This is a genomic window from Enterococcus raffinosus, from assembly GCF_018917525.1.
Lineage (GTDB): Bacteria > Bacillota > Bacilli > Lactobacillales > Enterococcaceae > Enterococcus_A > Enterococcus_A raffinosus_A.
Map to the genome: position 1 here is coordinate 55,765 of NZ_JAHLOS010000018.1, position 26,470 is coordinate 82,234.

The 26,470-nt window shown below is 40.8% G+C and carries 27 protein-coding genes; 23 read left to right on the plus strand and 4 right to left on the minus strand.

The genetic code is table 11. The features are described from left to right. Positions 1-2: 2 nt before the first annotated feature. On the minus strand, positions 3-434 hold the full coding sequence (locus KQI58_RS12465; protein WP_216409416.1) for a MarR family winged helix-turn-helix transcriptional regulator: 432 nt from the start codon (positions 432-434) through the stop codon (positions 3-5). Between the two features lie 346 nt (positions 435-780). Here KQI58_RS12465 and KQI58_RS12470 point away from each other — a divergent pair, with 346 nt between their 5' ends. The 10 genes from KQI58_RS12470 (at position 781) to KQI58_RS12515 (ending at position 11,936) form a co-directional block, all read left to right on the plus strand. Next, complete coding sequence (locus KQI58_RS12470; protein ID WP_216409417.1) at positions 781-1,545, plus strand: ABC transporter ATP-binding protein; 765 nt, start codon at positions 781-783, stop codon at positions 1,543-1,545. Then, a complete protein-coding gene (locus KQI58_RS12475) occupies positions 1,542-3,218 on the plus strand; it encodes an ABC transporter permease subunit (RefSeq protein ID WP_216409418.1) in 1,677 nt (558 codons plus the stop codon). The genes KQI58_RS12470 and KQI58_RS12475 overlap by 4 nt, the downstream gene beginning before the upstream one ends. Further along, positions 3,142-4,116 carry an extracellular solute-binding protein gene (locus KQI58_RS12480; protein WP_216409419.1) on the plus strand — a complete coding sequence of 325 codons (975 nt, stop codon included), beginning with the start codon at positions 3,142-3,144 and terminating at the stop codon, positions 4,114-4,116. The genes KQI58_RS12475 and KQI58_RS12480 overlap by 77 nt, the downstream gene beginning before the upstream one ends. Before the next feature lie 10 nt (positions 4,117-4,126). Next, positions 4,127-5,221, plus strand: coding sequence for a 2-aminoethylphosphonate--pyruvate transaminase (phnW, locus tag KQI58_RS12485; protein WP_216409420.1), 1,095 nt, complete (start codon positions 4,127-4,129; stop codon positions 5,219-5,221). Next, positions 5,211-6,032, plus strand: a complete 822-nt coding sequence (gene phnX / locus KQI58_RS12490; protein WP_216409421.1) for a phosphonoacetaldehyde hydrolase — start codon at positions 5,211-5,213, stop codon at positions 6,030-6,032. Before phnW ends, phnX begins: the two co-directional genes overlap by 11 nt. Positions 6,033-6,774: 742 nt before the next feature. Further along, complete coding sequence (locus KQI58_RS12495) at positions 6,775-8,994, plus strand: glucosaminidase domain-containing protein (protein ID WP_216409422.1); 2,220 nt, start codon at positions 6,775-6,777, stop codon at positions 8,992-8,994. 16 nt (positions 8,995-9,010) lie between these two features. Next, positions 9,011-9,577, plus strand: a complete 567-nt coding sequence (gene lepB, locus KQI58_RS12500) for a signal peptidase I (RefSeq protein WP_216409423.1) — start codon at positions 9,011-9,013, stop codon at positions 9,575-9,577. Between the two features lie 18 nt (positions 9,578-9,595). After that, positions 9,596-10,339 carry a hypothetical protein gene (locus KQI58_RS12505; protein ID WP_216409424.1) on the plus strand — a complete coding sequence of 248 codons (744 nt, stop codon included), beginning with the start codon at positions 9,596-9,598 and terminating at the stop codon, positions 10,337-10,339. A 17-nt stretch (positions 10,340-10,356) separates the two neighbouring features. Then, positions 10,357-11,454 (plus strand): hypothetical protein, encoded by a 1,098-nt coding sequence (locus KQI58_RS12510; protein ID WP_216409425.1) that lies wholly within the window; start codon positions 10,357-10,359, stop codon positions 11,452-11,454. Positions 11,455-11,615: 161 nt separating this feature from the next. Beyond that, positions 11,616-11,936 carry a DsrE/DsrF/TusD sulfur relay family protein gene (locus tag KQI58_RS12515; protein WP_216409426.1) on the plus strand — a complete coding sequence of 107 codons (321 nt, stop codon included), beginning with the start codon at positions 11,616-11,618 and terminating at the stop codon, positions 11,934-11,936. 46 nt (positions 11,937-11,982) lie between these two features. Here KQI58_RS12515 and KQI58_RS12520 read toward each other — a convergent pair whose 3' ends face one another. Both KQI58_RS12520 and KQI58_RS12525 read right to left on the minus strand, forming a co-directional pair. Further along, positions 11,983-12,393: a hypothetical protein gene (locus tag KQI58_RS12520; RefSeq protein WP_216409427.1), complete on the minus strand. Its 411-nt coding sequence runs from the start codon at positions 12,391-12,393 to the stop codon at positions 11,983-11,985. Next, positions 12,378-12,830: a LytTR family DNA-binding domain-containing protein gene (locus KQI58_RS12525; RefSeq protein ID WP_216409428.1), complete on the minus strand. Its 453-nt coding sequence runs from the start codon at positions 12,828-12,830 to the stop codon at positions 12,378-12,380. Before KQI58_RS12525 ends, KQI58_RS12520 begins: the two co-directional genes overlap by 16 nt. Positions 12,831-13,034: 204 nt before the next feature. On the opposite strand from KQI58_RS12525, the gene KQI58_RS12530 reads away from it, so the two are divergent. The 6 genes from KQI58_RS12530 (at position 13,035) to KQI58_RS12555 (ending at position 18,763) form a co-directional block, all read left to right on the plus strand. Continuing rightward, positions 13,035-13,565, plus strand: a complete 531-nt coding sequence (locus KQI58_RS12530) for a helix-turn-helix domain-containing protein (RefSeq protein ID WP_216409429.1) — start codon at positions 13,035-13,037, stop codon at positions 13,563-13,565. A gap of 226 nt (positions 13,566-13,791) precedes the next feature. Next, positions 13,792-14,130: an effector binding domain-containing protein gene (locus KQI58_RS12535; protein WP_253295934.1), complete on the plus strand. Its 339-nt coding sequence runs from the start codon at positions 13,792-13,794 to the stop codon at positions 14,128-14,130. 110 nt (positions 14,131-14,240) lie between these two features. Beyond that, complete coding sequence (locus KQI58_RS12540; protein WP_216409430.1) at positions 14,241-14,687, plus strand: VOC family protein; 447 nt, start codon at positions 14,241-14,243, stop codon at positions 14,685-14,687. 323 nt (positions 14,688-15,010) lie between these two features. Beyond that, positions 15,011-16,288 (plus strand): L-lactate MFS transporter, encoded by a 1,278-nt coding sequence (locus tag KQI58_RS12545; protein ID WP_216409431.1) that lies wholly within the window; start codon positions 15,011-15,013, stop codon positions 16,286-16,288. A gap of 657 nt (positions 16,289-16,945) precedes the next feature. Next, positions 16,946-17,383 (plus strand): MarR family winged helix-turn-helix transcriptional regulator, encoded by a 438-nt coding sequence (locus KQI58_RS12550; RefSeq protein WP_216409432.1) that lies wholly within the window; start codon positions 16,946-16,948, stop codon positions 17,381-17,383. After that, entirely contained in the window at positions 17,384-18,763 is a 1,380-nt protein-coding gene (locus KQI58_RS12555; RefSeq protein ID WP_216409433.1) for an MATE family efflux transporter, read from the plus strand. Positions 18,764-18,816: 53 nt separating this feature from the next. On the opposite strand, the gene KQI58_RS12560 is transcribed toward KQI58_RS12555, so the two are convergent. Continuing rightward, positions 18,817-20,736, minus strand: coding sequence for a BglG family transcription antiterminator (locus KQI58_RS12560; protein WP_216409434.1), 1,920 nt, complete (start codon positions 20,734-20,736; stop codon positions 18,817-18,819). A 178-nt stretch (positions 20,737-20,914) separates the two neighbouring features. Here KQI58_RS12560 and KQI58_RS12565 point away from each other — a divergent pair, with 178 nt between their 5' ends. From KQI58_RS12565 to KQI58_RS23025, 7 genes are all read left to right on the plus strand, one after another. Next, the gene (locus tag KQI58_RS12565) at positions 20,915-21,229 is read left to right on the plus strand and encodes a PTS sugar transporter subunit IIB (RefSeq protein WP_216409435.1); all 315 of its coding nucleotides are present in this window, start codon (positions 20,915-20,917) and stop codon (positions 21,227-21,229) included. 23 nt (positions 21,230-21,252) lie between these two features. Further along, positions 21,253-22,521, plus strand: coding sequence for a PTS sugar transporter subunit IIC (locus KQI58_RS12570; RefSeq protein ID WP_216409436.1), 1,269 nt, complete (start codon positions 21,253-21,255; stop codon positions 22,519-22,521). An 18-nt stretch (positions 22,522-22,539) separates the two neighbouring features. Next, complete coding sequence (locus KQI58_RS12575) at positions 22,540-22,884, plus strand: PTS lactose/cellobiose transporter subunit IIA (RefSeq protein WP_216409441.1); 345 nt, start codon at positions 22,540-22,542, stop codon at positions 22,882-22,884. A gap of 11 nt (positions 22,885-22,895) precedes the next feature. Then, positions 22,896-23,693 carry a histidine phosphatase family protein gene (locus KQI58_RS12580; RefSeq protein WP_216409437.1) on the plus strand — a complete coding sequence of 266 codons (798 nt, stop codon included), beginning with the start codon at positions 22,896-22,898 and terminating at the stop codon, positions 23,691-23,693. A 177-nt stretch (positions 23,694-23,870) separates the two neighbouring features. Beyond that, on the plus strand, positions 23,871-25,301 hold the full coding sequence (locus tag KQI58_RS12585) for a glycoside hydrolase family 1 protein (RefSeq protein WP_216409438.1): 1,431 nt from the start codon (positions 23,871-23,873) through the stop codon (positions 25,299-25,301). Next, entirely contained in the window at positions 25,301-25,900 is a 600-nt protein-coding gene (locus KQI58_RS12590) for a YitT family protein (RefSeq protein ID WP_216409439.1), read from the plus strand. Before KQI58_RS12585 ends, KQI58_RS12590 begins: the two co-directional genes overlap by 1 nt. Before the next feature lie 126 nt (positions 25,901-26,026). Continuing rightward, positions 26,027-26,161, plus strand: a complete 135-nt coding sequence (locus KQI58_RS23025; protein ID WP_301282202.1) for a hypothetical protein — start codon at positions 26,027-26,029, stop codon at positions 26,159-26,161. Positions 26,162-26,470: the final 309 nt, after the last annotated feature.

Below are 26,470 nucleotides of genomic sequence, written 5' to 3' on the forward strand. Positions count from 1 at the left end.
GTTTACTCCTTTTTACACATTTCTGTTTCGGCTTTCTCTACGATCGTTTGCAATTCGGATAATAAGTTCTGTTGCTGTTCAGTCGGAATCTCAGCTAACAGCTTTTGATTCCAGTCTGCTAGGATCGAACGGATTTCCGCTTCGATTGCCAAAGATTTATCTGTGGGGAAGATTCGTAAACGACGTGCGTCTTTCTCATCGTTTTGTCTCGTAATGAAGCCTTTTTGCTCCAGTTGTGCCAATTGGCGAGCGACATTGCTTTTATTGATAAAGATTTTGCAGGCCAAGGCTTCTTGTGAAATTCCCGGCTCGTCACAAATACTTAAGATGTAGGCGTGATGCATTTCCCCTAAGTCCAATTTTTTAAATTCCTTTTCACGATACAAAGCGGAAAGCCGCGCAATACGATTGATCATTTTTACAAAAGAATCCACCTGATTATTCCTCCTTGGTAGTTACGAATTCGCGTTTAAACAAGCATAGTACAGTATAGAAGAAAAACGTTGCGGGTGCAACGTTTTTGAGCCGTAAATAATTTCCTTCTTTATTCAAGTAGTGGCAGATGTAATTTTTTGTTGTTTATGCACAAAAATTTACGTTCTTTACATAAAAACAACAATCTTTATTTTATCTTTGCAGGAACTTGACGGTGCCTTTACACTCCTTCGCTATACTTTTTATTAGAGGAAGTCAGCTCACAATGAGCAAGCAAAAGTTAAACTCGCTAGAAAATCGCCTAAGAGCATAAAAGAATGGTAAACAAAAAAAGGAGTGGATCAGGTGCTAAAACTTGAGAATATCACGAAAAAATTTCAGGAGACGACAGTACTAGATGGGATCAATTTAGAAATTGAGTCTGGTGAGATCGTTTCAATCCTGGGGCAATCAGGTTCAGGAAAAACAACGCTGTTAAATTTGATTTTAGGGTTGGATGAACCAAGCGGGGGAGAAATTTTCTTCAATAATCAGAAGATTACCCATACATTGATGGAAAAACGTCCCTTCAATATTGTCTTTCAGGATTACGCCTTGTTTCCTAATTTGACAGCTTATCAAAATCTGACCTACGGACTACGCAATAAAAAAGAATGCTCCACCAAAGCGGAGGTTGACGAGCTGATTGAATTGTTGAATTTGGAAAAGCACCTAGAAAAACCGATTCATCAATTGTCAGGCGGACAAAAGCAGCGGGTTGCACTTGGCCGAACATTAGTGATGAAGCCGCAGCTGCTTTTGTTGGATGAGCCATTGAGTGCTCTGGATGGGGTAATCAAGGAATCAATTAAAGAAAAAATCCAAGAAATTGCTCGCAAGCTTCATTTGACCATCATCATTGTTACGCACGATCCAGAAGAGGCCTTGACGATGTCAGATAAAATCGTTGTTTTAGATGAAGGAAAAGTTGCGCAATGCAGTTCGCCGATCGAAATCATGAGTCAGGCTTCTTGTCATTTTGTTGAGGAGTTTATCGTTAATCAGTTGGCGATCAAGCAACAGAACATTCAGCAAATCTTTCAGCAATCAGTTAATATGGTGGCTTCATGAGAGCAGCTTTTCCATTGAAACGAGTGATTAGTTGGAGTGTACTGATCTTCTTCTTTTTATTTTTAGCTTATCCGATCATTCAAATCGTGTTAACAGCTTTCCCCCGATCCGGCGGGAGCAGCTTGGACATTTTCACACCAGAATGGCAGCGATCATTTGCTAACAGCTTGAAATATTCTTTAGCGGCCACGAGCTGTTCAACAATATTAGGCTTTTTCTTGGCCTATGGAAATAATTTTACCCGAATCAATCGGCGATTTTTAAAGGTAAATGAAAGTGTTTTGCATTTTCCGATGCTATTGCCGACGATCACTTACGGATTTGTCCTTATTTATGCTTTTGGCAAGCAGGGATTGTGGAGCAAGGTTTTTCAACAGGAACTGTTTCATATCTATGGCTCCATCGGTATTTTATTGGGATTCATCATTTATACATTACCGCCGATCTTTATTTTGATCAACAATTCGATGAAATATTTGGATACTCAGCTATTCATTGTTTCACGCCTGATGGGGGATAGCTGGTATCGTTCGCTTTATAAAACGATCTTGAATCCATTGACGCGGGTGTTGGCGGTGGCTTTTCTACAGGGCTTTTTTATGTCCTTTACAGACTTTGGGATTCCCAGCGCGGTAGGAGGACAAACCCCGTTCATCACGACATTATTATATGAAGGCTTCATGGGAACCATTCCCGATTTCCAGTTTGGGTCATTAGTGGCCTTAACGATGTTACTGCCATCAATCATCAGTATTTTAGTATTGAACTATTTACAGAAGAAGGTCGTGCGCTATGAGCGTCCACGGCAGGCAGTGATCAAAAAGAATCCGGTAAGAGATTGGTGTTTTCGACTACTTTTCATCAGCATCTCTCTTTTCATTTTAGGAGTATTCGCGGTCTTGATCATTATTCCAATGGTGAGCAATTGGCCCTATGAATTGACCCCAACCTTCAATAATTTCGCCCGCTTTATCCAAGATGACAGCTTGATTTTAACCTTGAAAAATTCACTGCTGATGGCTTTGTTGACGGCGGGAGTTGGGACGATTATTGCCTATTCGGCGGCGATATTGACCTCCAGAGAGCGGAAGCTTTATAAGGTCAATCAAGTAATTGACAGTATCGCTACGATTACGAATTCGATCCCCGGGATGGTTTTGGGGGTGGCTTACTTGTTGCTATTCAGTGGTAGCCAGCTGCACAATACATTACTAATCTTAGTGATCGTGACGGTTATCCATTATTTTTCAACACCGTATCAGATGGCGAAAGAGGCACTGCAAAAAATGAATTTAAACTGGGAGAACACCGCCAAGCTGATGGGCGATAGCTGGTTGAAAACAGTTTGGCGAATTTTGATCCCGAATTCAAAGGTGACGATTGTAGATATCTTCGCGTATTACTTTTTTAACTCGATGGTCACAATCAGTGCCGTCATTTTCTTAACAAGTGCCAATACGATGGTTATTACCGCCAAATTAAAAGAGCTTCAGCATTTTGGCCGGTTTAACGATATATTTATGCTTTCGCTGTTTTTACTAGTAATCAATTTAGTTATGCAAGGAATTACTCAGGTTATAAAAAGGAGAATGATGAATGAACAGAAAAAAACTACTCGCAGTGCTTGGAAGCTTGCTTTTCCTTCTATTATTAGGCGCTTGCAGCAAAAGTAATGCGGCTGACGAGAAAGTCACGATTTATACCAACGCTGATGAAGAACCGGTGGAGGTAATCAAGAATGTTTTAGACAAAAATGGGTACAAGGGCAAATACACGCTGCAATCATTCGGCACTTCTGAGCTAGGCGGAAAGCTCTTAGCGGAGGGAAAAAATATCGAAGCGGATTTAGTGACGATGAGTACCTTCTATTTAAATAGTGCTCAGAAAAAAGACAAGATGTTCAAGGAACTAACACTTCCAGTCGAATCGTTAACGAAAATTCCGGATTATACGGCCCCTTTTACCGTTCAAGAAGGAACAATTTTCTATAATACCGATGTTATGAAGGAAATGAACTTGCCAATTCCAACTAGTTTGAAAGATTTAGCCGATCCGAAATACAAGGATGCCTTGTCAATCTCAGATATCAAACAATCGTCTACAGCGTGGCTGCTGTTCCAAGCGTTAGTTGACAATTATGGGGAAGACGAAGCGAAAACGATCCTGAAGGGGATCTACAAAAATGCGGGAGATCACCTAGAAAGCTCTGGGTCGGGTCCGTTGAAAAAGGTTCGGTTAGGTGAGGTTGCGATCGGATTTGGGTTACGTCATCAGGCAGTCAAAGATAAACAGGATGGATTACCGATTGATTTTGTTGAACCCTCAGAAGGAACGTACACATTAACTGAATCCTTGGCAGTGATTAATAAAGGCGACAAAACCAATCCAAAAGCAGAAAAAATGCTGGATTTAATTTTGGAAAAGGGTCGTAAAGACTTATTGGAAATCTATCCAAGTGCACTGTACAAGGGTGAGCAGGTAGATAGCGCACACGTAGCGAAGGACCAAAAAGTCTTTCCAACAGAATTAACCGCAGAATTATTAGAGCAGCACCAAAAATTAATCGATTAAGGAGCTTAGCATGGACTACAAATTATTAACACCCGGACCGTTAACGACGACTCAGACGGTTAAACAAGCAATGATGGTGGATCATTGTACATGGGATGAAGAATACAAAACGATTACTCAGGAAATTCGACAAAAGCTGTTGTCTTTAGCAGGTGCTTCTCCAGCAGAATATACGACGATCTTAATGCAGGGAAGCGGATCATTTGGTGTGGAATCCGTCCTGAGCTCCGTGATGGGACCAAAAGATCATGTGCTCGTTTGCGTAAATGGCGCTTACGGGCGTCGAATGGTCAGCATGTGCGAACGGCATCATTTGGCTTACAGCGTGTACGAAGTCGCAGAAGATGAAATTCCGCAGGCAGCAGACATAAAAAAAATTCTCGCAAATGAGCCAACCATTTCTGCGATCGCGATGGTTCATAGTGAAACAACTTCCGGTATTTTGAATGAGTTAGAAGAGATCGCTGCACTTGTAAAAGACAATGAGCTGCTATTTATCGTGGATGCAATGTCTAGCTTTGGTGGAATTCCAATTGATGTTTCGGCTTTGTCCATCGATTTTCTAGTCTCAAGCTCTAATAAATGTGTTCAAGGGGTTCCAGGCTTTTCCTTCACGTTGGCTAAACGAGAGCAGATGGAGCAGCGCAAAGAGTTTTCACGAACGGTGTCTTTAGATCTTTATGATCAATATGAAACGATGGAAAAGGACGGTAAATGGCGTTTTACATCACCTACTCACACGGTTTTGGCTTTTCACCAAGCGTTAAAAGAGCTAGATGCAGAAGGCGGAATCTATCAACGCTATATGCGGTATTTAACCAATAATCGACTGCTGCGGCAAAAAATGAGTGACTTGGGCTACCAGCCCTTCATCAAACAGCATCAAGGACCATTTATCACTTCATTTTTATATCCCAAGCAGAGTGCCTTTAACTTCGACCATTTTTATCAGCATTTAAAACAAAATGGCTTTGTGATCTATCCAGGAAAAATTAGCACTGTTGATTGTTTCCGCATTGGAAATATCGGTGAAATTTATCCAGAAGATATTGATCAGCTGGTCAAAGTTATTGAAAATTATTCGGAGGTAGCTTATGTCAGTTAAAACGATTATTTTAGACTGGGCAGGGACAACGGTTGATTTTGGCTGTATGGCTCCGGTCAATGCCTTCAAAAAGGCATTTGAAAATAAGCAGATCGAGCTTACGAATGAAGAAATCCGAAAACCAATGGGGATGCTTAAAATAGATCATATCAAGCAGCTGCTTTCGCTTGAACAAGTAAAAAAACAATGGTTTGAGCTTTACGGACGCTTTTCTGATGAAAAGGATGTGCTCAGTATCTATCAGGATTTTGAAAAATACCTGTTTGCGGATCTCGCAGAAAACAGTCATTTAAAACCAGAAACCAAGCAAGCAATGAAAAAAATCAAACAATTCGGCTATAACATTGGCTCTACGACTGGCTATACTAAAGAAATGATGGCCGTTGTATTAAATACAGCTACGATGGAAGGTTATCATCCTGATTTCGTCGTTACACCAGATGAGGTCGATTCCTTAGGCCGACCGTACCCCTTTATGATTTTTGAGAATATGCGCCATTTCCAAAACCATTCAATGGAAGAAGTAATCAAAGTAGGCGATACGATCTCGGATATTCAAGAAGGAAAAAACGCGGGAGTCTTGAGTATTGCCATCACTGAAGGAAGCTCGGTGATGGGACTATCTCTAGAGGAATACAAACAGCTCTCAAAAGAAGAAATGGAACAATTGAACCTACAAACGGCTGAAGTTTTCTATCAACACGGGGCGGATCTTTGTGTTAAGAATTTGCTGGAATTAGCTGAGCTTTTACAGGAGAGCTCAACGATTCAAAAATTACAAAGAAGAAAAGAGAAAAACAGCGCAAACTAATAGAAATATCGGCTTTTAAAGTCGATATTTCTTTATTTTTCAATCGAATTGAAGAGGTTCGCTTTATTTATTCAAAAAATAAAAAGAAAAAACAAAAAAAGATTTTTTCTGTTTTGCAATTCTTAATAATTTCATATTTAGCTAGATTTAGGCTATTACAAAATTGTAAGCGAATTCAAAAACCCAAATCTCTTATTTTTATCCAAAAATTAAATTTTATATTTCAAAAATGGCTGAGACATTCCTTATAAATGCAGGTAGAATAATATGTGTAACCAATGGTGCGTTTAATGAGGGTGACTTCTCTTTTTTATGGTGTTAGTGTAAGGGGTTTAGAGCAATTTTCTAGCGAACAATAACGATCATAAAAGTTCATAACAAAAAATAAAAAATACATATAGAGATCCGGTCATTGTAATTTTATTACTGACAGCATGCTGAAGGTTGATAAGTACTCAATCATGGATCATGTTGATTAGCCTCTCTTCTTTTATGAGGAGAAGCAAAATGCCGCGCGTCAGTGAATAGTGTGACTTATCAAGATGCTACTAAAATCTTAGCGATGAGCGGCGGCAGATGATTAGCATTCATTGGAAAATTGAAGTGGATGCATCATTATCGAAGAATGAATCAAGGATGCGGATTTTTTTCAGCATCCTTGATTTTTTTCCATTCATTGGTTGCCCCTAGTATTTTATTAAATACTTAGCTTGATTTGAGATAGAAAGAAGGGGAAATGTTCATGAAAAAGATTGTTATGGTAATTTGTGGGGTAGCAGTAGTTTGTTGGGGAGTTGCTAGCCTGCGAAGCGGGGCACTAAAAGCGGATAATTTACTTCAAGAATCCTCTGTCGTAGAGACGACAGTTCCTGAAAGTTCAACTGTTGCGCCGGCACCTGCAGAACCAGAGCCTGTGACAGAAGCGCCGGAGCCAATTACGGAAACACCGGCGCCGGCTGAACCAGCATCGGAATCCTCTGTTGTACCAGAGACGCCTGTGGAACAACAGCCGACAGAAAGTGCGCCGACAGATACCATACCAGAAACACCGACACAAAGCAGCGCAGTTGAACCACCGAAGAGCGATAGTTCTACCAGCGAAAGCTCAACGAGCAGCAGTACATCAAGTGAGAGCTCGACAAGTCAGAGTTCGACGAGCCAAACAGATACTACGTCCAGTTCGACGACTACGCCAAGCGAGTCATCGACTTCCAGCAGTAGTATACCAGGTGGATCGACTAGTTCAACTACTGGGAATTCGACAGGAACAAGCAGCAGTTCTTCAACGACCACGTCAAGTTCTGGTCAGGAACAGCCGCAGCCTAGTACACCGTCTACGCCGGGACCAGTTCCAAGTCCAGCACCGACGCCTCCGGCTCCAAGTGAGCCTAAGGTCCAAACAAATGCTGCTGCTATTCAACAGACACCAGATGCTTTTTCAGAGACGAGTGCTTTGCAGCTTCCAAGTGATTTGAAAACATCTGAAGTTGCTCAATCTGATCTAAAAGGCTATGAACTACCCTTGCTGTCTAGCTTTGAAAATAAAGCGCATGCCGCTTTGATTTATGATGGCATTAAAAAGCTTGGAACGGAACAGGAACAGGATTTCAACGTGGAACAATTAGCAGCTAAGCTTTATAGCGATTTGTTTGCGATTGAGATTGCTGGAAATCCTGAACAGGCCAGCGAAGAAGTCAGTGTCGGCAGTCTACTCTATCAAAAGAAAAAAGACCAGCCTGAATTAGTTGGTGTCTATATTGGAAAAGATTATTATCTGACAGTTGAAGATGTTGAAATCGATGCTTCTGATGAATCAACGGAAACTGCGACGGATGGAGTTACAGAGCTTGATACAGAAAAGGCTGAGAATGAAGAGTCAGATAAAAAGGAAAAACAGCGACAGGTCGTTCTTCAGCCAATGAGTATTGATGAAGACTTGTTAGTTCAAGCTTTGCCAACTGTTGAATTGACTGAATATGGACAAACAATCTTGGCTGAATATCCTGCTTCTATTAATTTTACTGAAAATGAAGGAGCGAAGAATTTTATTTCAACCATCGCGGAGGATGCACGTAAGCTGGGACAAGAATATGACGTCTTTGCATCAGTGATGATCGCACAGGCTTTATTGGAAAGTGGTTCTGGAACAAGCAGTTTGTCATTGCCGCCCAATCACAATCTATTTGGTGTAAAGGGAACCTATCAAGGTCAGGCCGTTTCGATGGCGACTCAAGAGGACCGGGGAAATGGTGAACTGTACTCGATTAATTCGGCCTTTCGAAAATATCCTAATTATGCCGCTTCATTAGGAGATTATGTTCAATTATTACGCGGCGGAATCTCTGGTAATGACGGATATTATAAAGATACGTGGCGCTCTACCGCAAAGAATTATTTACGATCGACACAAGCCTTAACTGGAAAGTACGCTACGGATACTTCTTATAATAGAAAGCTAAATTCGATTATTGCTGTCTACAACCTGACACAATATGATCGTGTCAAAGTTGATCAGTCTTCAGGAATTTTCATTAAAGGAAAAGATGAGATCCCTGAAGAATACCGAACGATGATGCGCTACCCGGATTATAACGGGGTCAATTACAATACCTCCGGTTCGTATCCAGTCGGGCAATGTACCTGGTACGCCTTTAACCGCGTGAAACAATTAGGCAAGAGCGTCGATGACTTTATGGGTAATGGCGGTGAATGGGGAACTAAAGGAAAAGCATTAGGCTATGAAGTCAGCCGCGAACCAAAAGCTGGCTGGTTGATTTCCTTTACACCAGGCACAGCTGGCTCAGACCCGCGTTATGGACATGTTGCTTTTGTTGAAGTGGTTCGACCAGAGGGAATTTTGATCTCAGAAGGCAATGTTTATGGAGGTACGGTGATTTCATATCGAGTTATTGATTCAAACTTAGCGAAATCAGATTTGGTTACTTATATTAAAGCAAAATAAAGGGGTGCCATCACTCATGGCAAATAAGCGACACGGGCATGCAGAGGATCCGTCGAATGACAGGAGGGCCTTACTATTAACTGCTGGCCTTCTTATCATTCTATCTGTAACGATGCTGCTTGTTATGAGAGGACAATTACAAAAACACTATAGTGTCCACACGATTTCAGGTACTTCGATGATTCCGACGTTGACGGAAAAGGATCAAGTTCTTGTTAAAAAAACTGCGCAAGTTCAACGTTACGATATTATTGCTTTCTCAGTTGATAAGGAAGAGGGGATGTTTGTCAAACGGGTGATTGGTTTACCAGGTGACAGTATGTTTGTCCGAAATGGCCGAATGGTTTTAGATCTCGGAGAACAAGGTGATTTTGAAACGACGAATACGTATCAGTTGTCACCAACTGTAGCGGATGAATTTCAAACGTTAAACAAAATTCCAGAAGATGTTTACTTCGTTATTGGCGATCATGTAGACGTTTCTAAAGACAGCCGATCGTTTGGTTTTGTCCATCGAAAGTCAATCGAAGGAACTGTCCAATTTCGTTTTCCGGCGATTCATCTCGCTAAATTGGAAAACTAAAAGAAAAGGGGAAAACACGTGATAATCATTAACTGGATTTGTGTAGGGCTCATCATTTTAGTGCTCCTAGTGTGGTTATATCGAATGGTTATCAATGTTCGATTGCAGATGATTAAGCCACCAAGAGATGCATCGGCGACTTTTCAACGGAAGTTGGATTATGTCAAACAAATTCAACAATCAAAGCATGTATCAGCGCTACTATTCGTAACCTTCTGTCTTGCAGTGGGAATGCTTTTAAGCACATACAGCCTGTTTCAGGTACAAGATCAGCTGTATGCGATGAATGAGCAGAACAATACACTGAAAGATGATGTCCAAGTAATGAAAAAGGAACAAAAGAAACTAGTCAATAAGCTGCCTGTCAAAGAGTACCCACAAGAGGGGATCGGCTTGCAGGAATATGCGTGGGACGAATTATTTTCCGATGATAGTCGTGAAAATCAATACGCAATGGAAAGTGATCTTTCCAGCAAACTCAGTCCTTACTTTGGTTTACCGACGACCTTGATCGTCTTAGATATACCGACTCAAACGTTGAACATTGCCTTGGCTGGGGATTTGACCAGTGGAGACAATCGCCAACAAATCAAAGACAATATCACAGACTTTGCTGCTGAAGCAGAGGGGGTATCCAATCTGACACAGATCACCTTCCAGCTAAATGTAAGGGATGGGGAGAAGCAGAAACAAGATTATAGCTGTACTTTCTCTCGTGAGAATGGAGAAGATAAATTTGTAATGATTCAAGAAGAAGACTAACGAAAGAAGGGAAAAAAATGGTAGCACAACAAAAGAAAAGCGGATGGTTTTTCAATAAGAACATTATCGATGAGATCAATTCTGTTCCAGAAGAGAGAGTTGAAAATGAAGAGCAAGTCCAACCAGTAGCGCAAGCACAAACACAAACACAGGCGAAGCCTGCTCCTGCTTTGAAAATGGTTTCTGATAACACCATTCCGGAGACCCCAGAAAAACAAGCGGAAGAAATCAAAGAATTAAAACGTTTGATTTTTGAAAAGGAACAAGTTTTACAGAAATACAAAAAGGAAATGTCGGCACAAACTCAGCAGCTAACGAAAGAAAATGAAAATTATCGTCAGTCTGTTTTGAGAATGGGGGAAGAAAAAGCCCAAAATCGTCGTCAGATTCAAGATTTAGAAGCAGAGGTTCAACGGGCACGTCAAGAAGTTCAACGTCTAAAAGAGACGCAAGAATTGGATCAATTGAGACAACAATTGGAACAGGCTTTAGCAGAAAATGAAAAATTGAAGGATTCGGTAGCCCATTTAGCTACTGTAGAACAGGAGTTGGAGGAAATTCACGAAGAACACCAAGCATTAGTTGCTCAGCAAAAAGATGAAGAAATCCAACGACTAGAAAAAATTCATCAATTGGAAGGTCAAATCGATGAACTGATTGCAGAGATCAATGAGAAAGATGAAGAATACTCTCAATTAGACAAGGTAATTGTTGAGAAAGATCAAGCGATGGATCAAATGGCGGAGGAGCAAGAAGCGAAAGAGGCTCAAGAAAAAGAACTTATGGAATTAAGGGAAAAAGTAGCCGAGCTTCGTGCAGAAAATGAACAATTAAAGCAAGAAGCAGTTTCGGCACAGCAGGAAATCGGTGAAGTGTTGATCTCAGCCCAAAAGCAAGCTAAACGTATGGTAGAAAAATCCAAGATGGAAGCGTATCGAATCATGGAAGAAGCGAAGAAGGAATTGGCGATGATCAATGAACAAGCCAAAGAAATTTCTGAAGAAGTCGACGAATCTCGTCAGTCAGTTGTTTCCATGTATGAAGAGTTACAAACTCGAGTAAATATCCTTGCGCAAGGAAAGATGCAAGAAGATGTAACGAAAATCTTAGATTAATTATTCATAAGTTAAAAGGATGAAGGTATCAGCGTGTGCTGGTACCTTTTGTTTTTATATAGAAAAGCGGATTGTTTTCAATTTTTTTTAAGGCTATACTTTAAGGTGATTGTAGTAGAAATACCCACTGTATAAACTATAAAACCAAAGGAGCGGATGAAATGAAATTAGCGATTATTTTGGAAACCAAAGAGCATGAGAAGGCTTGGAACGCTTTTCGATTTGGTGTAGCGGCTTTGAAGAAAGAGCATCAAGTAAAATTTTTCCTGATGGGGGAAGCCGTGGAAGTTGAAAGTATTGAGGACGAACAATACAATGTTCCAGCGGAAATGCAGAAGCTGGAAGAGCAAGGCGGCGAATTATTGGCTTGCGGCACCTGCCTCAAATCCCGTCAATTAGAAGATCAGACCTCCTGTCCAATTTCAACAATGTTTGATTGTGTTGAAATGGTGGAGTGGGCGGATAAGATTGTAACATTTTAAAAGTATGGCAAAAATCCCTGACTTGAAAACAAAGTCAGGGATTTTTTTAATCATTCAGATTGTTTAATGCTGCGGCCATTTTTTTATTATCGTGTTTTGAATAGAAATAAAAGGTGATGATATGCAGAATCAATGTAAGCAGCAATACGGCGATAAAGAATGGTCGGATCAGGTCGAACATCTGAGTCGAATAAAGATATACGCCCGTATAAGCGCAAAGCGTATTTAACACAGTACAGCTAACAATATTTATTGAGGCTTTAAAGGTCGAATAGTTCCATAGAAAAGGATAGACGATCCCGAATAAAAGACCGATTAGAACGCTGATTCCAACGAGATTCCAGATATAATGAAAAGGAATTTGTGAAGAGAAATCCGTGAGTGAGCAAAGAATAGTGATCCAAATAAATGATCCGAAGCCTGCTTGAAAGAAATTATTTTTTAATTGTTTGAACATGATAGTTCCTCCTTGATTTTCTTGGCATAATGCCGACTGACAATATAAGTAGAATCTGCTTTGGTGTGAACTTCTAAACGCGCGTGCTCTCCTAATTGGAAGGATTGAACACAGTTTAGATTTAAAATCTGCGAATTATTGATGCGATAAAAATTTTGACTCTCTAAAGTAACCAATTCCTTAAGTCGTTTTTGCATGAGATAGTTCTGCTGATTGATTAAATGAACGTTGACTAAATGCCCCATGGTTTCAAAAGAGACTATTTGGTCTAGCGGTAATTTGATTGAACGGTTATTTTTGGGATCAATTGCCACAATTTCCTGTTCTTGTTGCAGCAGTTTTTCAAGACGTTCAAGCTTGGTTCTATTTTTAGGATTTGCAAAAATATCAATTTCGTTTAATGCTTTTTCTTTCACCCAGGTAAAGTTGATGTTCATATGTTTCCTCCTTCTGTGACTTAAGCATAGCAAGGATTGTCAGCAGAAAGAATCTTTTTTTCGTTTGTTGCAGGAAAAGAGAAGTTTGTTGCAAAAATTGGTAACGTCAAACAGCGCTTGCGTCAGAAAAAGAATAAGTAAGCGGGGCTTTCTAGTATAATTTAGTTAGAGATCCTATCATCAAGTTAGGAAGGAGAAATCATCATGATCGCTGAGATTTTAAAAGCACAAAGAAAAGAGCGGGGACTTACACAGCAAGAGGCGGCAAAAATTTTTCACGTGACACGCCAAACGATTTCGAATTGGGAGAATGAGAAAAATTATCCCGACATTCCGACGCTGGTCGCCATCAGTGATTATTATGAAGTTTCTCTTGATTATTTGATGAAAGGGGATGTGAAGTATATGGCTAAGATAAAGAAAGAGGCAAAGTTGCTGCAGTCGTTTCAAGTGGGTTTATTTTCTGTAATTTGTGCAGGTGCGCTACTGCTTTTTTCATTTGTTGGATTTGTAGCCGCGATCAAAGGCGGGAGTCTGGCTGGAATCATTCCGATTCAGCTGTTGTTAACGAGCGCTATGGGTTGGGTATGTGTGATCCACTTTAAAAACCTGAAGGATGAAATGAATCCTTCGGTTAAAAACGCGGTTAGTATTTTCTTACTGGTTACGTTGTTTCTCATATTTGTATGCACGGCGATCTTTCTCCTTGCTGCGCTGGGCTATATTCATTTTTAAACAAACCGTGGCTGTCTCTATAGGCATCTTTATTGCATTGGCTAGGTTAGGACTATATATTTAGCGTGTAACGAATGAATCCCTGTTTTTCCTTTACGAAAAATAGCTAAAAACTTCAAAGAGAGAAGGAATCTAGTCATGTTTAAGACTGTTGAGAGAGAAGCCGTGACTGTTCACGGTTGGATCACGACCTTGAGCGCCGAATTCTGCGGATGGCTTGGCAGAAATGAGTAAACAAAAGATGCGTTCAAAAGAAGAGTATGCTTCAAAGGTTGAAGGGGATCTGCTAGCTGTGAACGCCGTTATCGATGGCGAACAATGCTATTTGATTGGAAATACGGAAACCACGGAGACTCGTCCGTCAGAGTTTGAATTGCCTGCGGGAACGTATGCCCGTTTTGATCTAAGCTATACAGACCAAGTAGAGTTGGATCAACTGATCGGCCGCAGCTATGGTGAACTGGCGCAGAGTGAAGATTTTCAAATCGCTGGAAACTTTAATTTAGAAGAGTATACAGGTGTAGGTAACGTCTCATTTTATGCACCGGTTCAAAAGAAGCAGTAAGATTGAATAAAGGGATTCATTCTGAATGGAGTGGCTATCAGGCGAACTTTGTTTGATAGTCTTTTTTAAGGTTTAAGTAAGGAAGAAAAGAGATCAAGGAGGGTAACAAAATGATTAAAGGAACAGAAATTGATTTTGTCGTAAAAAATAGTTTAAAAGCATTAGAGCTATATAAAAAAATATTCGAAATTGAGGTTGTAGAAGCGACCAATTATCCAGAAGGCAGCAATGAAGCTGTTTTTACACTCTACGACACACGTTTCCATATGTTAGACGAAAATCCGGAATACGGACTTGTTGCTCCGACTCCTGACAAACCAAACACTATCTGGTTCAATATTTCCGTCGAAGACATTGAAAAGACGTATGTTGCGGCTATGGAAAATGGGTGTACCGAAGTTCAAGGAATCACCAGTATGATGAAAGGTGCGGTGCAAAACGCAATCTTCGTTGATCCTTTTGGTTATATGTGGATGCTTCATCAAATCCATCAAATTCTTAGTTTTGAGGAAAGAATCAAAATTATTGAAGAGGACATGGGGGAAGAGATTAAGTAATCGTGTTTTAAAAGAAAATAGCTTTGTTGACAGGGTAACACTTATCTTAATACAGATAGGTGTTCTTTTAGATTGATTTGTTCAAATCAGAGTGGAAATAGGCGTTCAATAGATATAGCAGCCAAATAAAATTCTTTTATTTAACAGAACCTCAATTATCTGATTATATCAAAATTTTAGTTGAATTTAACGAAATGAGAGCGTATACTCGTGTTTATTGGGTGCTAAAAATAAAGATTTTTCAAACAAAAAAAGATAACACTTGTTATCTATTTTTTGTCACACTCAAACACACAAATCAGTGAAAAATAGGAGGGAAAAAGATGCGCAGGGAAAAAAATAGATGGCTGATCGCTTTATCAGGTGTTGCGATTCATCTATCTATCGGTTCGGCGTACGCGTGGAGCGTATTCAAGGAACCAATTAAAGAGATGACTGGATGGGATAAATCATCGATCTCTTTTGCATTTAGTTTAGCGATTTTCTGTTTAGGAACATCAGCGGCATTTATGGGAAAATTTGTAGAAAAATTTGGCCCAAGAAAGACAGGGACGGTGGCCTCGATTTTATTCGGTTTAGGAATCATTTCGACAGGCTTTGCGGTTTCTAGTCATTCGCTACCAATGTTGTATCTGACTTATGGGATTATCGGCGGGATCGGTTTAGGAGCTGGGTATGTCACCCCAGTATCAACCATGATCCGGTGGTTCCCAGATAGAAAGGGCTTGGCTACTGGACTTGCCATCATGGGATTTGGTTTTGCTTCTATGATCACTGGACCGATCGCCCAACAACTGATGGTGCGTGTCGGTGTTTCTACGACCTTCTATATTTTAGGGATCGCGTATTTCTTAGTGATGTTCACTGCTTCACGGTATTTGGAAAAACCGCCAGTTGGCTGGACGCCAGAAGGCTTTGAAGCTCCGAATCCAAAAGAAGAAGTGAAAATTCAATATCGTGGCGTGCAATTGACTGCCAATCAAGCGATTAAAACAAAAACATTTTGGTTATTATGGTTTATGCTATTTTTAAATATTACTTGCGGAATCTCGCTTGTTTCAGAAGCTTCACCAATGGCTCAAGAAATCACCGGAATGACTGCTGGCATGGCGGCTACGATGGTCGGTGTGATGGGTGTCTTCAATGGCTGTGGACGGTTGGTTTGGGCCTTGATCTCAGATGTCTTGGGACGTAAGAATGTCTTCACGATTCTTTTCGTGATCGACATTGTTGTCTTGTTGAGTTTATCAGTGGTAAGCTCACCATTGTTGTTTGCCGCATTGATTTGTCTGCTGATGACTTGCTACGGCGCAGGCTTCTCGATTGTACCGGCGTACATTGGAGATGTCTTCGGCTCAAAGGAAGTCGGTGCGATTCACGGGTATATCTTAACTGCGTGGGCAGCGGCAGGAATGTTCGGTCCAATCTTTTTAGGCAAGGTTACTGAAATGTTCCATTCCTATACAAACGTTTTACGGATATTTGCAGTTTTAGCATTGGTCGGTTTTGCGGCTTCCATGATCATTCGCGGATCAATCAAAGGCTTAGCGAAATCAACAGGCGATGAGACACCAACAGGCTCAAACACTGAGCGCGCATAAAGAATCTATTCAAAGCGATTAAGACCAGAAGGTTTTGATCGCTTTTTTGCGAGTTTGGCTTTTCGCAGTATATAAAGTTTGAGATGAAGATGTGTTTTTTTATCAAAAACTGAACAAGTAGTTTAGCCAAATCGTATGCGCAGTGAGAATAAGATTAACTTTTTCGCTTTTTGAAAAAGTTAATCCATTTAATATGAACTAGCTGCGAGTTTGGCTTTTCCCAGTTTATAAAGTTTGAGATGAAGATGTCGTTTTTTATCAAAAATTGAACAAAAGGTTTAGCCAAATCGTATGCGTACGAAAATAAAATCCATTTTTCGCGCTTTTCGAAAAATGCATTCCCCTCAGCTGAGCTAGCTGTGAGTTTGGCTTTTCGCAGTTTATAAAGTTTGAGATGAAGATGTGTTTTTTTATCAAAAACTGAACAAGTAGTTTAGCCAAATCGTATGCGCAGTGAGAATAAGATTAACTTTTTCGCTTTTTGAAAAAGTTAGTCCATTAATACGAATTAGCTGCGAGGTACTGACAACCAAGCGAGAAAGACCACTTTTTTTGTATTCACTTAAAATTTTCGAATAATAGTTGACTACTCAACTAATTCTTGGTAAATTAGTTGAGTAGTCAACTATTATTTTTTTACGAGATACGGAGGAAATTATGAAACGAAGTGTCGGACGTTTGATTTCGATTTTGTATCGAAAGAATCAAATTTATTTAAATGCGGCAATGAAGCCGTTGAACATTACTACAGCAGAGCAGCCGATTCTGATGTATCTCTATCGGCATAACGCGGTGACACAGGAGGAAATCAGCACGTATTTGCAAGTTGATAAGGCGCTGACGGCTCGAACGGTGCAATCGTTGATTGAAAAGGATCTAGTTACAAAGGAAAAGGATGAAAAGGACAAACGCTGCAATAAAATTTCTTTGACACAAAAGGGTCTGGATATGCGAGAAGCGATGGTCGAAAGATTTGCCGGCTGGAATCAGATCATGCTGGAAGGCATGGACGAAGACAAACGTAAGCTGCTTTTCGAATTACTAGAGGAGATGGTCGAGAAAACTGAGCAGCATGATTTAAAGGGAGGGAATTAAATGGAAGCAGCAAATCCGTTAGGGACAGAAAAAATCCCCAAGTTATTGATGCAATTTTCCATTCCAGCAATCATTGGAATGGTGGTCAATGCGTTGTATAACGTGGTGGACCGGATCTATATCGGTCACGCACCAGGCTTGGGAGCAAATGGTTTGGCGGGGATCACAATCGGATTTCCGATTATGATTATTTTATTATCAATTGGTATTTTATTTGGTGTCGGGGGTGCGACGCTTTTTTCTATGAAGCTGGGCGCTGGAAAAACAGAGGAAGCTGAAGGTGCGATGGGAAATGCTTTTTCTTTATTGATTATCAGCGGGCTCCTATTTATGCTGATGGGGCATCTGTTTTTATCTCCAATGTTGGCGACTTTTGGCGCTAGTGATAGCGTTCTGCCTTATGCCATCAGCTATATGCGGATCATTTTTTCAGGTGCCGTTTTTCAGATTGTTAGTATTGGTATGAATAACTTTTTACGGGCGGATGGACAACCTAAGTTAGCCATGATCACAATGTTTATGGGCGCAGGCGTCAATATCATCCTTGATCCAGTCTTTATCTATGTTTTTGATATGGGGATGGCAGGCGCAGCCTTAGCTACGATCTTATCGCAGTTTATTTCGATGGTTTGGATTTTAAGTTATCTGCTTAGTAAACGCAGCCATCATCAGATTCGGCTTAAGAATATGCGAATCAAAGGGCGTGTCGCTGTTCGCATCACTACTTTGGGAATGCCTAGTTTTCTGTTGCAGTTGGGAAATAGTATTTTGAACGTTGTTTTGAACATGTCGCTATTGACCTACGGGGGAGATATTGCGGTATCTGGAATGGGAATCGTCAACAGTATTCAAACGATTCTATTGATGCCGATTACGGGACTTATTCAAGGTGCGCAGCCGATTGTTAGTTTCAATTATGGGGCCAAAAAATTTGGTCGGGTAAAAGAGGCTCAAAAATATGCGATTACAGTCGCTACGACGATCGTGTGTATTGGCTGGTTAGCCACGAGAATCATGCCAGAACAGCTGGTGCGGCTATTCAATAATGAACCGGAACTATTGACGTTTGGGACGAAGGCTTTGCAAACATGGTTCTTGTGTTTGCCAGTTATCGGCTTCCAAATTGTCGCTTCGAATTTCTTTCAGGCCACAGGAAGAACCCGATCGGCTATTTTCTTAACATTGACTCGTCAAATCATTTTATTAATTCCAGCAATTTTACTTTTTTCAAACACCTGGGGAATGGATGGATTACTGCATGCGGCACCTTTTGCTGATGCAAGCGCAGCGCTGTTGACGGGAATTCTTTATACGATTGGTATCAGACGCCTCAGCAAGGAAGAATCAGCAGTATCTGAACTAGAGTATGAGACTGAATAACTGGATAATGAATGAAGAGCAATCAAATCGATGGATTTGATTGCTCTTTTTCACTAATAATTTCGTTTGATCCTGACGTAGATGAAGGTGCGAAATTCTGAAAAGGTTTTGATTTTTTTAATTTCCTGATAGCTTTCAGTTGTTTCGAATAACGAGATCAGTGCTTCATAAATATCAGTAAATCTGCGGCGATCGACGTCATTGATCGCTGCTAATAAGATGACATGAACCTTCTTCTCTCCCCACGTAATTCCTTTTTCTGATATAGCAACGCTGATAATAGTTTGATGGGCATCCATATAGACAGAATGAGGAATAGCGATCGATTCAAACGCAGTTGAAGAAGCGTGCTCTCTTTCCAATACGTGTGCAGTGAATTCTGTTGGAACCATCCCTTCTTGTTCTAGGCTAAGACACATTTCACTAATTGCTTCGTCTTCTGTTTCTCCTTTTAGCTGACTAGTAAAAAAATTCTCATTAAAATAATCATCAAAATTTTTGCGCAGGATACTTTTTTTCCGATCCAAACGAATATTTCCTAGTTCGGCGATCAAGGCTACTCGCTGCTCTTCTGTGAAGATCGGTGAAACCTCAATTACCAGATGATCATTTGATTCCGGAACGGGCAGGGTGGTAATCAACAACTCAAAATCCAGCCCAGCTACTTCGGAAAATTTTGAAACGACGGTTTGAATAATCAGCTCATTACCAAAATGTTGATTCAGTTTTTCATAAAGCTGCTCATCTAGATTCATGTATTTAGGACAAAGGAGAACTGTTCGAATTTTAGAGAGGTTCCGTTTCTGGCCTTCTAATTCAGAACCAATATGCAAGGCAATATAGGCAGTCTCATCTTCACTGACAGAGGTATCAAAGAGTGCGCTTAGGCGTAAGGAGAGATAAACTGCAATATCATACACGATCGGGAAGCTTTTTTTCAATGATTCCAGCATTGGATTTTTCAGCGAGGTCTCTTGTTTAGCACGAGAAAACAGACCGCTGACATGCAGCGAAAAAGGGACAAGAAAGCTTTCACTCATCAAATTAATCCCGAAGGTTTGCCGGACATCTTCTAACACCTCATCTACTATCTGAGAAATATCACTGCCCACGATCTGCTCTAATTCCTTCAAGTTATTAGAAGGGATGTAATTGGCATTCGCCTGAAAGATCATGTGGATTTCTTCTCTTTCCAAACTATTTAACGTCAGATTAAATTCCTCTTCAATCAACCCAATCATTTTCGTAACTAATTTCGCTTTGTCCTCTCTAAGCCAGGAGCTGAACCAATTACGGGTGACCAACGATTTATCATTACGGACAGAATCCAACAGGATCAATAAATGCAGCATCAAATTAACGAACGAAAAGTCATTCAGATGATAGTTCGAGTCGTGCATGATGGCATGGATGATGCTGGATAGCTTCTCAATGTCCTCCTTCTCAAAAGTAGCTTCCAAAATTTGCTTATCAATAAATTTATGAGGCACCTCTTCAAAAATAATATAAGAGATCAAGCGACGCTTTTCTTTTTCCTCGCCGACAATCTGAATCTCATCCTGTTTAAGGACGAATTTTATATGATATTTTTCATACGCTTTGTTCATTCTCGCAAGATCGGATTTTAAGGTAGAGTAGCTAACGAATAGTTCATCAGATAAATCAAAAATATTCAGCTGCTGATGTTCCATCAAAATTCGTTTAATAATGAAGAAGGAGCGTTCTTTAAAAGTTTGGGGTAAATCGCTTGCATTTTGCGGTTCATCCAACAACTTTGTCGCCTCATCAGGCAGGATAGTATAGCCTGCATTTGATGAAGTGATCACCGGGGCAGATCCCAGCTTATTCAACTCGTAAATGTAATTTTTTACCGTTCGCACCGAAACATTCATCTTTTCAGACAAAATTCGGGAAGAGATAGGACTGTCTTGCTGCAGCAATAATCTCAATAATTGTTCTTGCTTTTCTTTCATTTCCTCGTCTCCTCATCAGTGCTTTGTTTCATTATAGCGTGAAATGGTTTGAGAAAAAATAGAGAGTTGCACGACCAGCGTGCAAGAGTCTGGTTGAGGGCAGATTGTAAAATCGTGATAATAAAGGTGTAAAGAGAACAGCGCAAGGATGACAAACAAATTTTAGGAGGAAATGATCATGGAAACAGTAAATATTTTACTTTGTTGTGGAGCTGGGATGTCCAGTGGTTTCTTAGCCCAAAAAACACGAAAGGCTGCGAAAAAACGCAAAATTTCTGGATCAATTGAAGCAAGAAGTGAAAGTGAAGTGGCGTCTTATTTAGATTCAATCGATATTTTACTTTTAGGTCCGCATTACGCGTCATTCAAAGCGGAGATGGCTGAACAAGCGGCACCGTATAATGTCGTTGTTGATGTCATCCCACAAGATATTTATGGCATGTTGGATGGTGAAGGATTATTGGACTTTGCCCTTAACAAATTAGAAAAATAAATAAACGAGGAGGAACAAGCAAAATGAAAAAATTTATGGATTGGCTGGCGAATTCGTTTGCTCCAAAAGCAAAAAATCTAACGCAGCGACCATCTGTTGCTGGATTGTCTAGTGCCATGCAGAAACTGATCCCGTTTATCATGACCGGATCGATCGTCTTTTTCTATAATGTATTTCGCTCATATATTCCGCAGCTGCCAGATTTGGGCAATATTTCTAATTATTCCTTTGGCATGATCGGGCTGATCGCAGCCTTCATGGTTGCCAACCAATATATGGAAAAGTTTAAACACCAAAATTACGCCATCACAGCAGGGATCGTTTCAGTTTGTATCCTGATGATGACTTTACAGCCAGTCGGTGCAGAAGAAGGCGTCTATGACATGGGACGTGTCGGACCGACAGGAATTTTGATCGGGGTTATCGTTGGCGCAATCGTAAGTGTGATCTTCCATTACTTCAGCAAACTGCATTTATTGCGTAATTCAGAATTACCGGATTTTGTCGTTGAATGGATCAATAATATTATTCCGATTTTCTTAAGCTTGGCTTTGTGGTCTACCTTGATCTTTGCCTTAAAGATCGATGTTTTCGAAGTGATTATCAACCTGTTTGAACCAATCCAAAGCTTTGGTCAATCATTGCCTGGTTTGATCCTACTTGTGTTGATCCCAGCCTTCTTTTATTCAATGGGTATCTCGACTTGGCTCTGGTCGGCCATTCAAAATCCGATCTTTATTGCCGGGATTGCAGCGAATGCCTTGGCACTGAAAAACGGGGATATTGGGACGAATATCGTCACAAATGAAACCGTTTATAGTTTGGGATTGATTATGATGGGCGGAACAGGGGCAACTCTGACGTTGAACTTATTGATGTGTTTCTCAAAAGCGAAGAAGCTAAAAACTTTGGGTCGTATTTGTATCGGACCATCACTTTTTAATATCAATGAACCGATCGTTTTCAGTACACCGGTGGTCATGAATCCGATTTTGATGATGCCGATGTGGATCAATTCCATCACTGGAAGTATCGTGGTTTGGTTTGCGATGCGGGGTGGCTTATTGAACATTCCACAGGAACTGATGCAGGTAGCACAGATTCCCGCACCGATTTCCAGCGTGATGATTTTACAGGATTTCCGCGCAATCTTATGGTACGTCCTATTATTCGCGATGTATCTGCTGACTTGGTACCCATTCTTCAAAGTCTATGAAAAAGAAGTTTTAGCCGAAGAAGTCAAAGAAGAAAAAGCCGGTGCGGAACTAACGGCTCCAGTAGAAGCAGTATAAATGGATGAGGTGAAAAAGATGATGGAAGAAACAGAATTAGTTGAAGAAGAAAATGAATTGATTCCAGTGGCGATGCAGATTATTATCCATGCGGGCAATGGGCGCACCAAGGCACAGGAAGCGATCAAATTTGCAAAGGAATTAAATTTTGAAGCAGCAAAAGAAGCGTTGCAGGAAGCGAAAGACAATATTGTGTTGGCGCATCACTCACAGACTGCGGTCATCCAAAACGAAGCTGCAGGAAAGAGCTACCAGCCATGTCTGCTGTTTACCCACGCACAGGATCATTTGATGACGATTACCAGTGAAGTCAATATGACCAGAGATTTAGTCGATTTGTTTGAATTAGCGATGAAAAAATAGGAGTGCATTAAATGAAGAAAAAACTAGTAGGGATAGTGTCCGTGTTGAGTATTTTACTGGCAACTTTCGGAGCGTTTGGCGGGGTGAAGGAAGCAGCTGCCAAGGAAAGTAAGCAGTCAAAAGAAACAACCATTTATCTAGTCAGACATGGAAAAACCTGGTTCAATACACAAAACCAAGTTCAAGGCTTTTGCGATAGTTTACTGACTGAAGAAGGCGAAGCACAAGCAAAATTAGTCGGTGAAGGCCTGAAGGATGTCAAGTTCACAGCCGCTTATTCTAGTGACTTAGGTCGTCAAAGAAAGACTGCTCAGTTAATTTTAGATCAGAATGAAAAGAAGGTCCCGCAGATTATCGAAAATAAAGGCTTTCGTGAGAAAAACTTTGGGGGCTTTGAAGGTCAATCCAACGATGACATGAATCTGGCTGTTGCCAAAGCGTTGAATTTGGACTATCCAGAAGGCAGCGATGAACTATGGGATTTCTTAAAGGAGCAGCTGACCGAAGAAGAACTAGCCAATAAGGTAGCAGAAGTTGATCCGACAAAGACGGCTGAAACCTACGATCAAATGAAGCAACGAGTAGAAAAAGCGATGCCGCAGGTAATGAAAAAAGCTGCGAAAAAAGGCGGTAATGTCTTAATCGTTTCATCTGGCGGGATTATTCCGATTTTACTAGAAAGCGTTGCACCAGGAAAATATCAAGGTGAAAAAATCGCCAATTGCAGTGTAACAACATTGACCTATAAAGATGGAGAATACACGATCAAGAAGATCGGCGACACCAGCTTTGTCGACCAGAAAGAATAGACTATGTAAAACCTGAAGCAGTCCGTTATTGACTCATCCTTCAGTTTTAAATAAAAAGATGAGGATGCGAGTTCCTCTTCCTGCTTTAGCAGGTTAGTGGAATCGTATACGTAGTGATCATCGAACTAATTTTTCATCAGAAAAATTAATCCATTATTAAGAACGAGGAGCAAAGATATGAATAACGAATTTCCAAAAGACTTCCTATGGGGAGCAGCAACCAGCGCGTACCAAGTAGAGGGTGCGGCACAAGAGGATGGGAAAGGACTATCCCAACAAGACATTATTAACAGCGAACGTCACGAAAAATTCGGCTTTGCCGATGCCAGTGTGGCCAGCGATCATTACCACAAATACAAAGAGGACATTGCTCTATTTAAAGAAATGGGCTTTACCAGCTATCGCTTCTCGATTGCTTGGTCACGGATTTTCCCGAATGGCGACGATGTGGTCAATGAAGCGGGTATCCAATTCTACCGCGATTTAATCAAAGAATTGAAGGACAATGACATTGAACCAATTCCGACGTTGTATCATTATGACCTGCCATGGCCTTTAGTTGAAAAATACGGCGGTTGGCTGTCTCGCGAAGTGGTAAAGGATTTTGAAGTCTTCGCGAAGTATGTCATCAATGAATTCAAGGATGACATCAAGTATTGGATCACGATCAATGAACAAAGTATTATCGTGCAATACTGGACGCAGAAATGCTACGTATTACCAGAATATCAACACAACAATCAACTCCGGTATCAAATCAACCACCACATGAACTTGGCGCAGGCCGTGGCCGTGAAGCTGGCTCATGAAGTAGGTGCAAAAGCCGGTCCGGCATTAGGCTATGCGCCAGTGTATGCACGTACCTGTAAACCAGAGGATCAGTTAGCCGCGTTAAATGCGAACGATCTCCGCAATGCGTATTACTTGGATGTTTATTTCCGCGGATACTACAATGTTGCAGCGCTGACTTATTTGAAGCAAGCTGGTCTGGCTCCGGAGATGAAAGAAGGCGACGAGCAGTTCTTTGCAGAAAACCTGTCTGATTTCTTCGCGATCAATTATTACGATAGCCAATGCGCGCACGCCTGTCCTGAAGGAGAAGAGCGTCGTTGGTCTGGCTATAACTTATCTGGTAAAAAAGGCGATATGTCTGGCTTTGAGACTCATCCAGGCTTCTATCAAATGTGCTCGAACCCTGAGTTGCGTACGACGGATTGGGATTGGGCAATTGATCCGATCGGTTTGGAATACGTCTATCGTGACTTATATACTCGTTATCGCGTGCCGTTTATGATCACGGAAAATGGCTTAGGCGCGTATGATGAACTGACACCAGATGGCAAAGTTCATGACGATTACCGGATCGACTATTTACGTGAACATATCCAAGCAACGAAACGCGCGATGGATCTTGGGGTGGAAGTCGTTGGCTACATGCCTTGGTCTGCGATCGATCTGCTGTCTACCAGCAATGGCTACAAAAAACGTTATGGTTTGATCTACGTTGATCGGACAGATGATGATGTGAAGGAATGCAAACGTATCAGAAAAGACTCTTTCTATTGGTATAAAGAGGTAATCGCGTCAAACGGCACGAAATTGGATTGATGAAGATGCTCTTACGAAATGTGATCTCTGTTTTAGGTTCCTCTTTAGTTGGGATTGGCGTAGGTCTGTGTGTAGTCACGGGGCTAGGTGCGGATGCATTGGGTGTTTTATGGGAAGGCTTGGCTAAACATTTGCCGATCACGGTGGGTCAGGCTTCATTATTAGTCACCTGTACCTGCTTACTGCTAGTCGCTTGGATCGATAAAAAAGAACTAGGATTAGCGACAATTTTGAACCCAATCGCTACAAGTATTTTCACCGATTTGCTGATCAAGTATCTGACAATTCAAAGCGATGTAGTGATTAAATTACTGTTAGTCGTACTGGGAATTTCCTTTATTGGAATTGGTTCAGGAATTGCCGCCGCCACAAATGCCGGCAAGGAAGGGTATATCGCGTTGAGCTTTGCACTAAGCAAACATCTCACGATCGACTTGGCAAAAGTACGCATGGGTCTTGATTTGATCTGCTTTATCACCGGCATGGTTTTAGGCGGAAAGTTTATGATTGGACCGATTATTGGTGTACTGTTAATTGGTCCGTTGCTGAAACTAACGAGTCAATATTGTGGCAAGAAAATGCAACCATTATTAAATTAAGCAAAAAGCGATTGTGATCGAAGGGTTTCAATCGCTTTTTTGCTGTTTACTAACAGGAATCACCTGTTCTTCGTGGCTAAAGCAGTTTATAATTTGTTTTAAGAACAACATCAAGGGGGAAAGCGAATGATCGTGGGAATCATTGAAAAAACAGAGGTAGAGACGGTTCTTTTATTATTAGCTGCTTTAGGCTTGGTCGTCCTGCTTGTTAGTGCGCAGGCTATACTGGCGGGATCGGTTTTCGCGGTCTTGCTTTTTTGAAATATGGCAAACGAATCTGGCAGTTTTCCAATCGTTTATTTGGCGGAATTTTGACGGGGATATCCTTGATTCTGTATTTGTTCTTTAAATTAAGTGACCTTTCTGCCGATAAAAAAGTACTTATCGCAACCATCGCTTGCTTTCTTTGTGCTTTAATCAGTGATGCTTTAACAATAATTTTTAAAAGAAGCCCAAATTTCAAGTGCAAGTTAGCCACTTATTGAAATTCATGTGTTATTCAATTTTATTCTCTATTTAGCAGCCAACGATAACTTTGATAATTCTGCTAATAAACACTCGCGTGGAGTG

What these genes read in the sequence shown, in the direction of transcription:
- KQI58_RS12580 (WP_216409437.1), top strand. Translation starts at nt 22,896, where the DNA reads ATGAAGAAAAAACTAGTAGGGATAGTGTCCGTGTTGAGTATTTTACTG.
- KQI58_RS12585 (WP_216409438.1), top strand. Translation starts at nt 23,871, where the DNA reads ATGAATAACGAATTTCCAAAAGACTTCCTATGGGGAGCAGCAACCAGC.
- phnX (WP_216409421.1), top strand. Translation starts at nt 5,211, where the DNA reads ATGTCAGTTAAAACGATTATTTTAGACTGGGCAGGGACAACGGTTGAT.
- lepB (WP_216409423.1), top strand. Translation starts at nt 9,011, where the DNA reads ATGGCAAATAAGCGACACGGGCATGCAGAGGATCCGTCGAATGACAGG.
- KQI58_RS12570 (WP_216409436.1), top strand. Translation starts at nt 21,253, where the DNA reads ATGAAAAAATTTATGGATTGGCTGGCGAATTCGTTTGCTCCAAAAGCA.
- KQI58_RS12560 (WP_216409434.1), bottom strand. Translation starts at nt 20,736, where the DNA reads ATGAAAGAAAAGCAAGAACAATTATTGAGATTATTGCTGCAGCAAGAC.
- KQI58_RS12590 (WP_216409439.1), top strand. Translation starts at nt 25,301, where the DNA reads ATGAAGATGCTCTTACGAAATGTGATCTCTGTTTTAGGTTCCTCTTTA.
- KQI58_RS12565 (WP_216409435.1), top strand. Translation starts at nt 20,915, where the DNA reads ATGGAAACAGTAAATATTTTACTTTGTTGTGGAGCTGGGATGTCCAGT.
- phnW (WP_216409420.1), top strand. Translation starts at nt 4,127, where the DNA reads ATGGACTACAAATTATTAACACCCGGACCGTTAACGACGACTCAGACG.
- KQI58_RS12520 (WP_216409427.1), bottom strand. Translation starts at nt 12,393, where the DNA reads ATGTTCAAACAATTAAAAAATAATTTCTTTCAAGCAGGCTTCGGATCA.
- KQI58_RS12525 (WP_216409428.1), bottom strand. Translation starts at nt 12,830, where the DNA reads ATGAACATCAACTTTACCTGGGTGAAAGAAAAAGCATTAAACGAAATT.
- KQI58_RS12530 (WP_216409429.1), top strand. Translation starts at nt 13,035, where the DNA reads ATGATCGCTGAGATTTTAAAAGCACAAAGAAAAGAGCGGGGACTTACA.
- KQI58_RS12475 (WP_216409418.1), top strand. Translation starts at nt 1,542, where the DNA reads ATGAGAGCAGCTTTTCCATTGAAACGAGTGATTAGTTGGAGTGTACTG.
- KQI58_RS12495 (WP_216409422.1), top strand. Translation starts at nt 6,775, where the DNA reads ATGAAAAAGATTGTTATGGTAATTTGTGGGGTAGCAGTAGTTTGTTGG.
- KQI58_RS12480 (WP_216409419.1), top strand. Translation starts at nt 3,142, where the DNA reads ATGAACAGAAAAAAACTACTCGCAGTGCTTGGAAGCTTGCTTTTCCTT.
- KQI58_RS12535 (WP_253295934.1), top strand. Translation starts at nt 13,792, where the DNA reads ATGAGTAAACAAAAGATGCGTTCAAAAGAAGAGTATGCTTCAAAGGTT.
- KQI58_RS12550 (WP_216409432.1), top strand. Translation starts at nt 16,946, where the DNA reads ATGAAACGAAGTGTCGGACGTTTGATTTCGATTTTGTATCGAAAGAAT.
- KQI58_RS12545 (WP_216409431.1), top strand. Translation starts at nt 15,011, where the DNA reads ATGCGCAGGGAAAAAAATAGATGGCTGATCGCTTTATCAGGTGTTGCG.
- KQI58_RS23025 (WP_301282202.1), top strand. Translation starts at nt 26,027, where the DNA reads ATGATCGTGGGAATCATTGAAAAAACAGAGGTAGAGACGGTTCTTTTA.
- KQI58_RS12555 (WP_216409433.1), top strand. Translation starts at nt 17,384, where the DNA reads ATGGAAGCAGCAAATCCGTTAGGGACAGAAAAAATCCCCAAGTTATTG.
- KQI58_RS12540 (WP_216409430.1), top strand. Translation starts at nt 14,241, where the DNA reads ATGATTAAAGGAACAGAAATTGATTTTGTCGTAAAAAATAGTTTAAAA.
- KQI58_RS12515 (WP_216409426.1), top strand. Translation starts at nt 11,616, where the DNA reads ATGAAATTAGCGATTATTTTGGAAACCAAAGAGCATGAGAAGGCTTGG.
- KQI58_RS12575 (WP_216409441.1), top strand. Translation starts at nt 22,540, where the DNA reads ATGATGGAAGAAACAGAATTAGTTGAAGAAGAAAATGAATTGATTCCA.
- KQI58_RS12510 (WP_216409425.1), top strand. Translation starts at nt 10,357, where the DNA reads ATGGTAGCACAACAAAAGAAAAGCGGATGGTTTTTCAATAAGAACATT.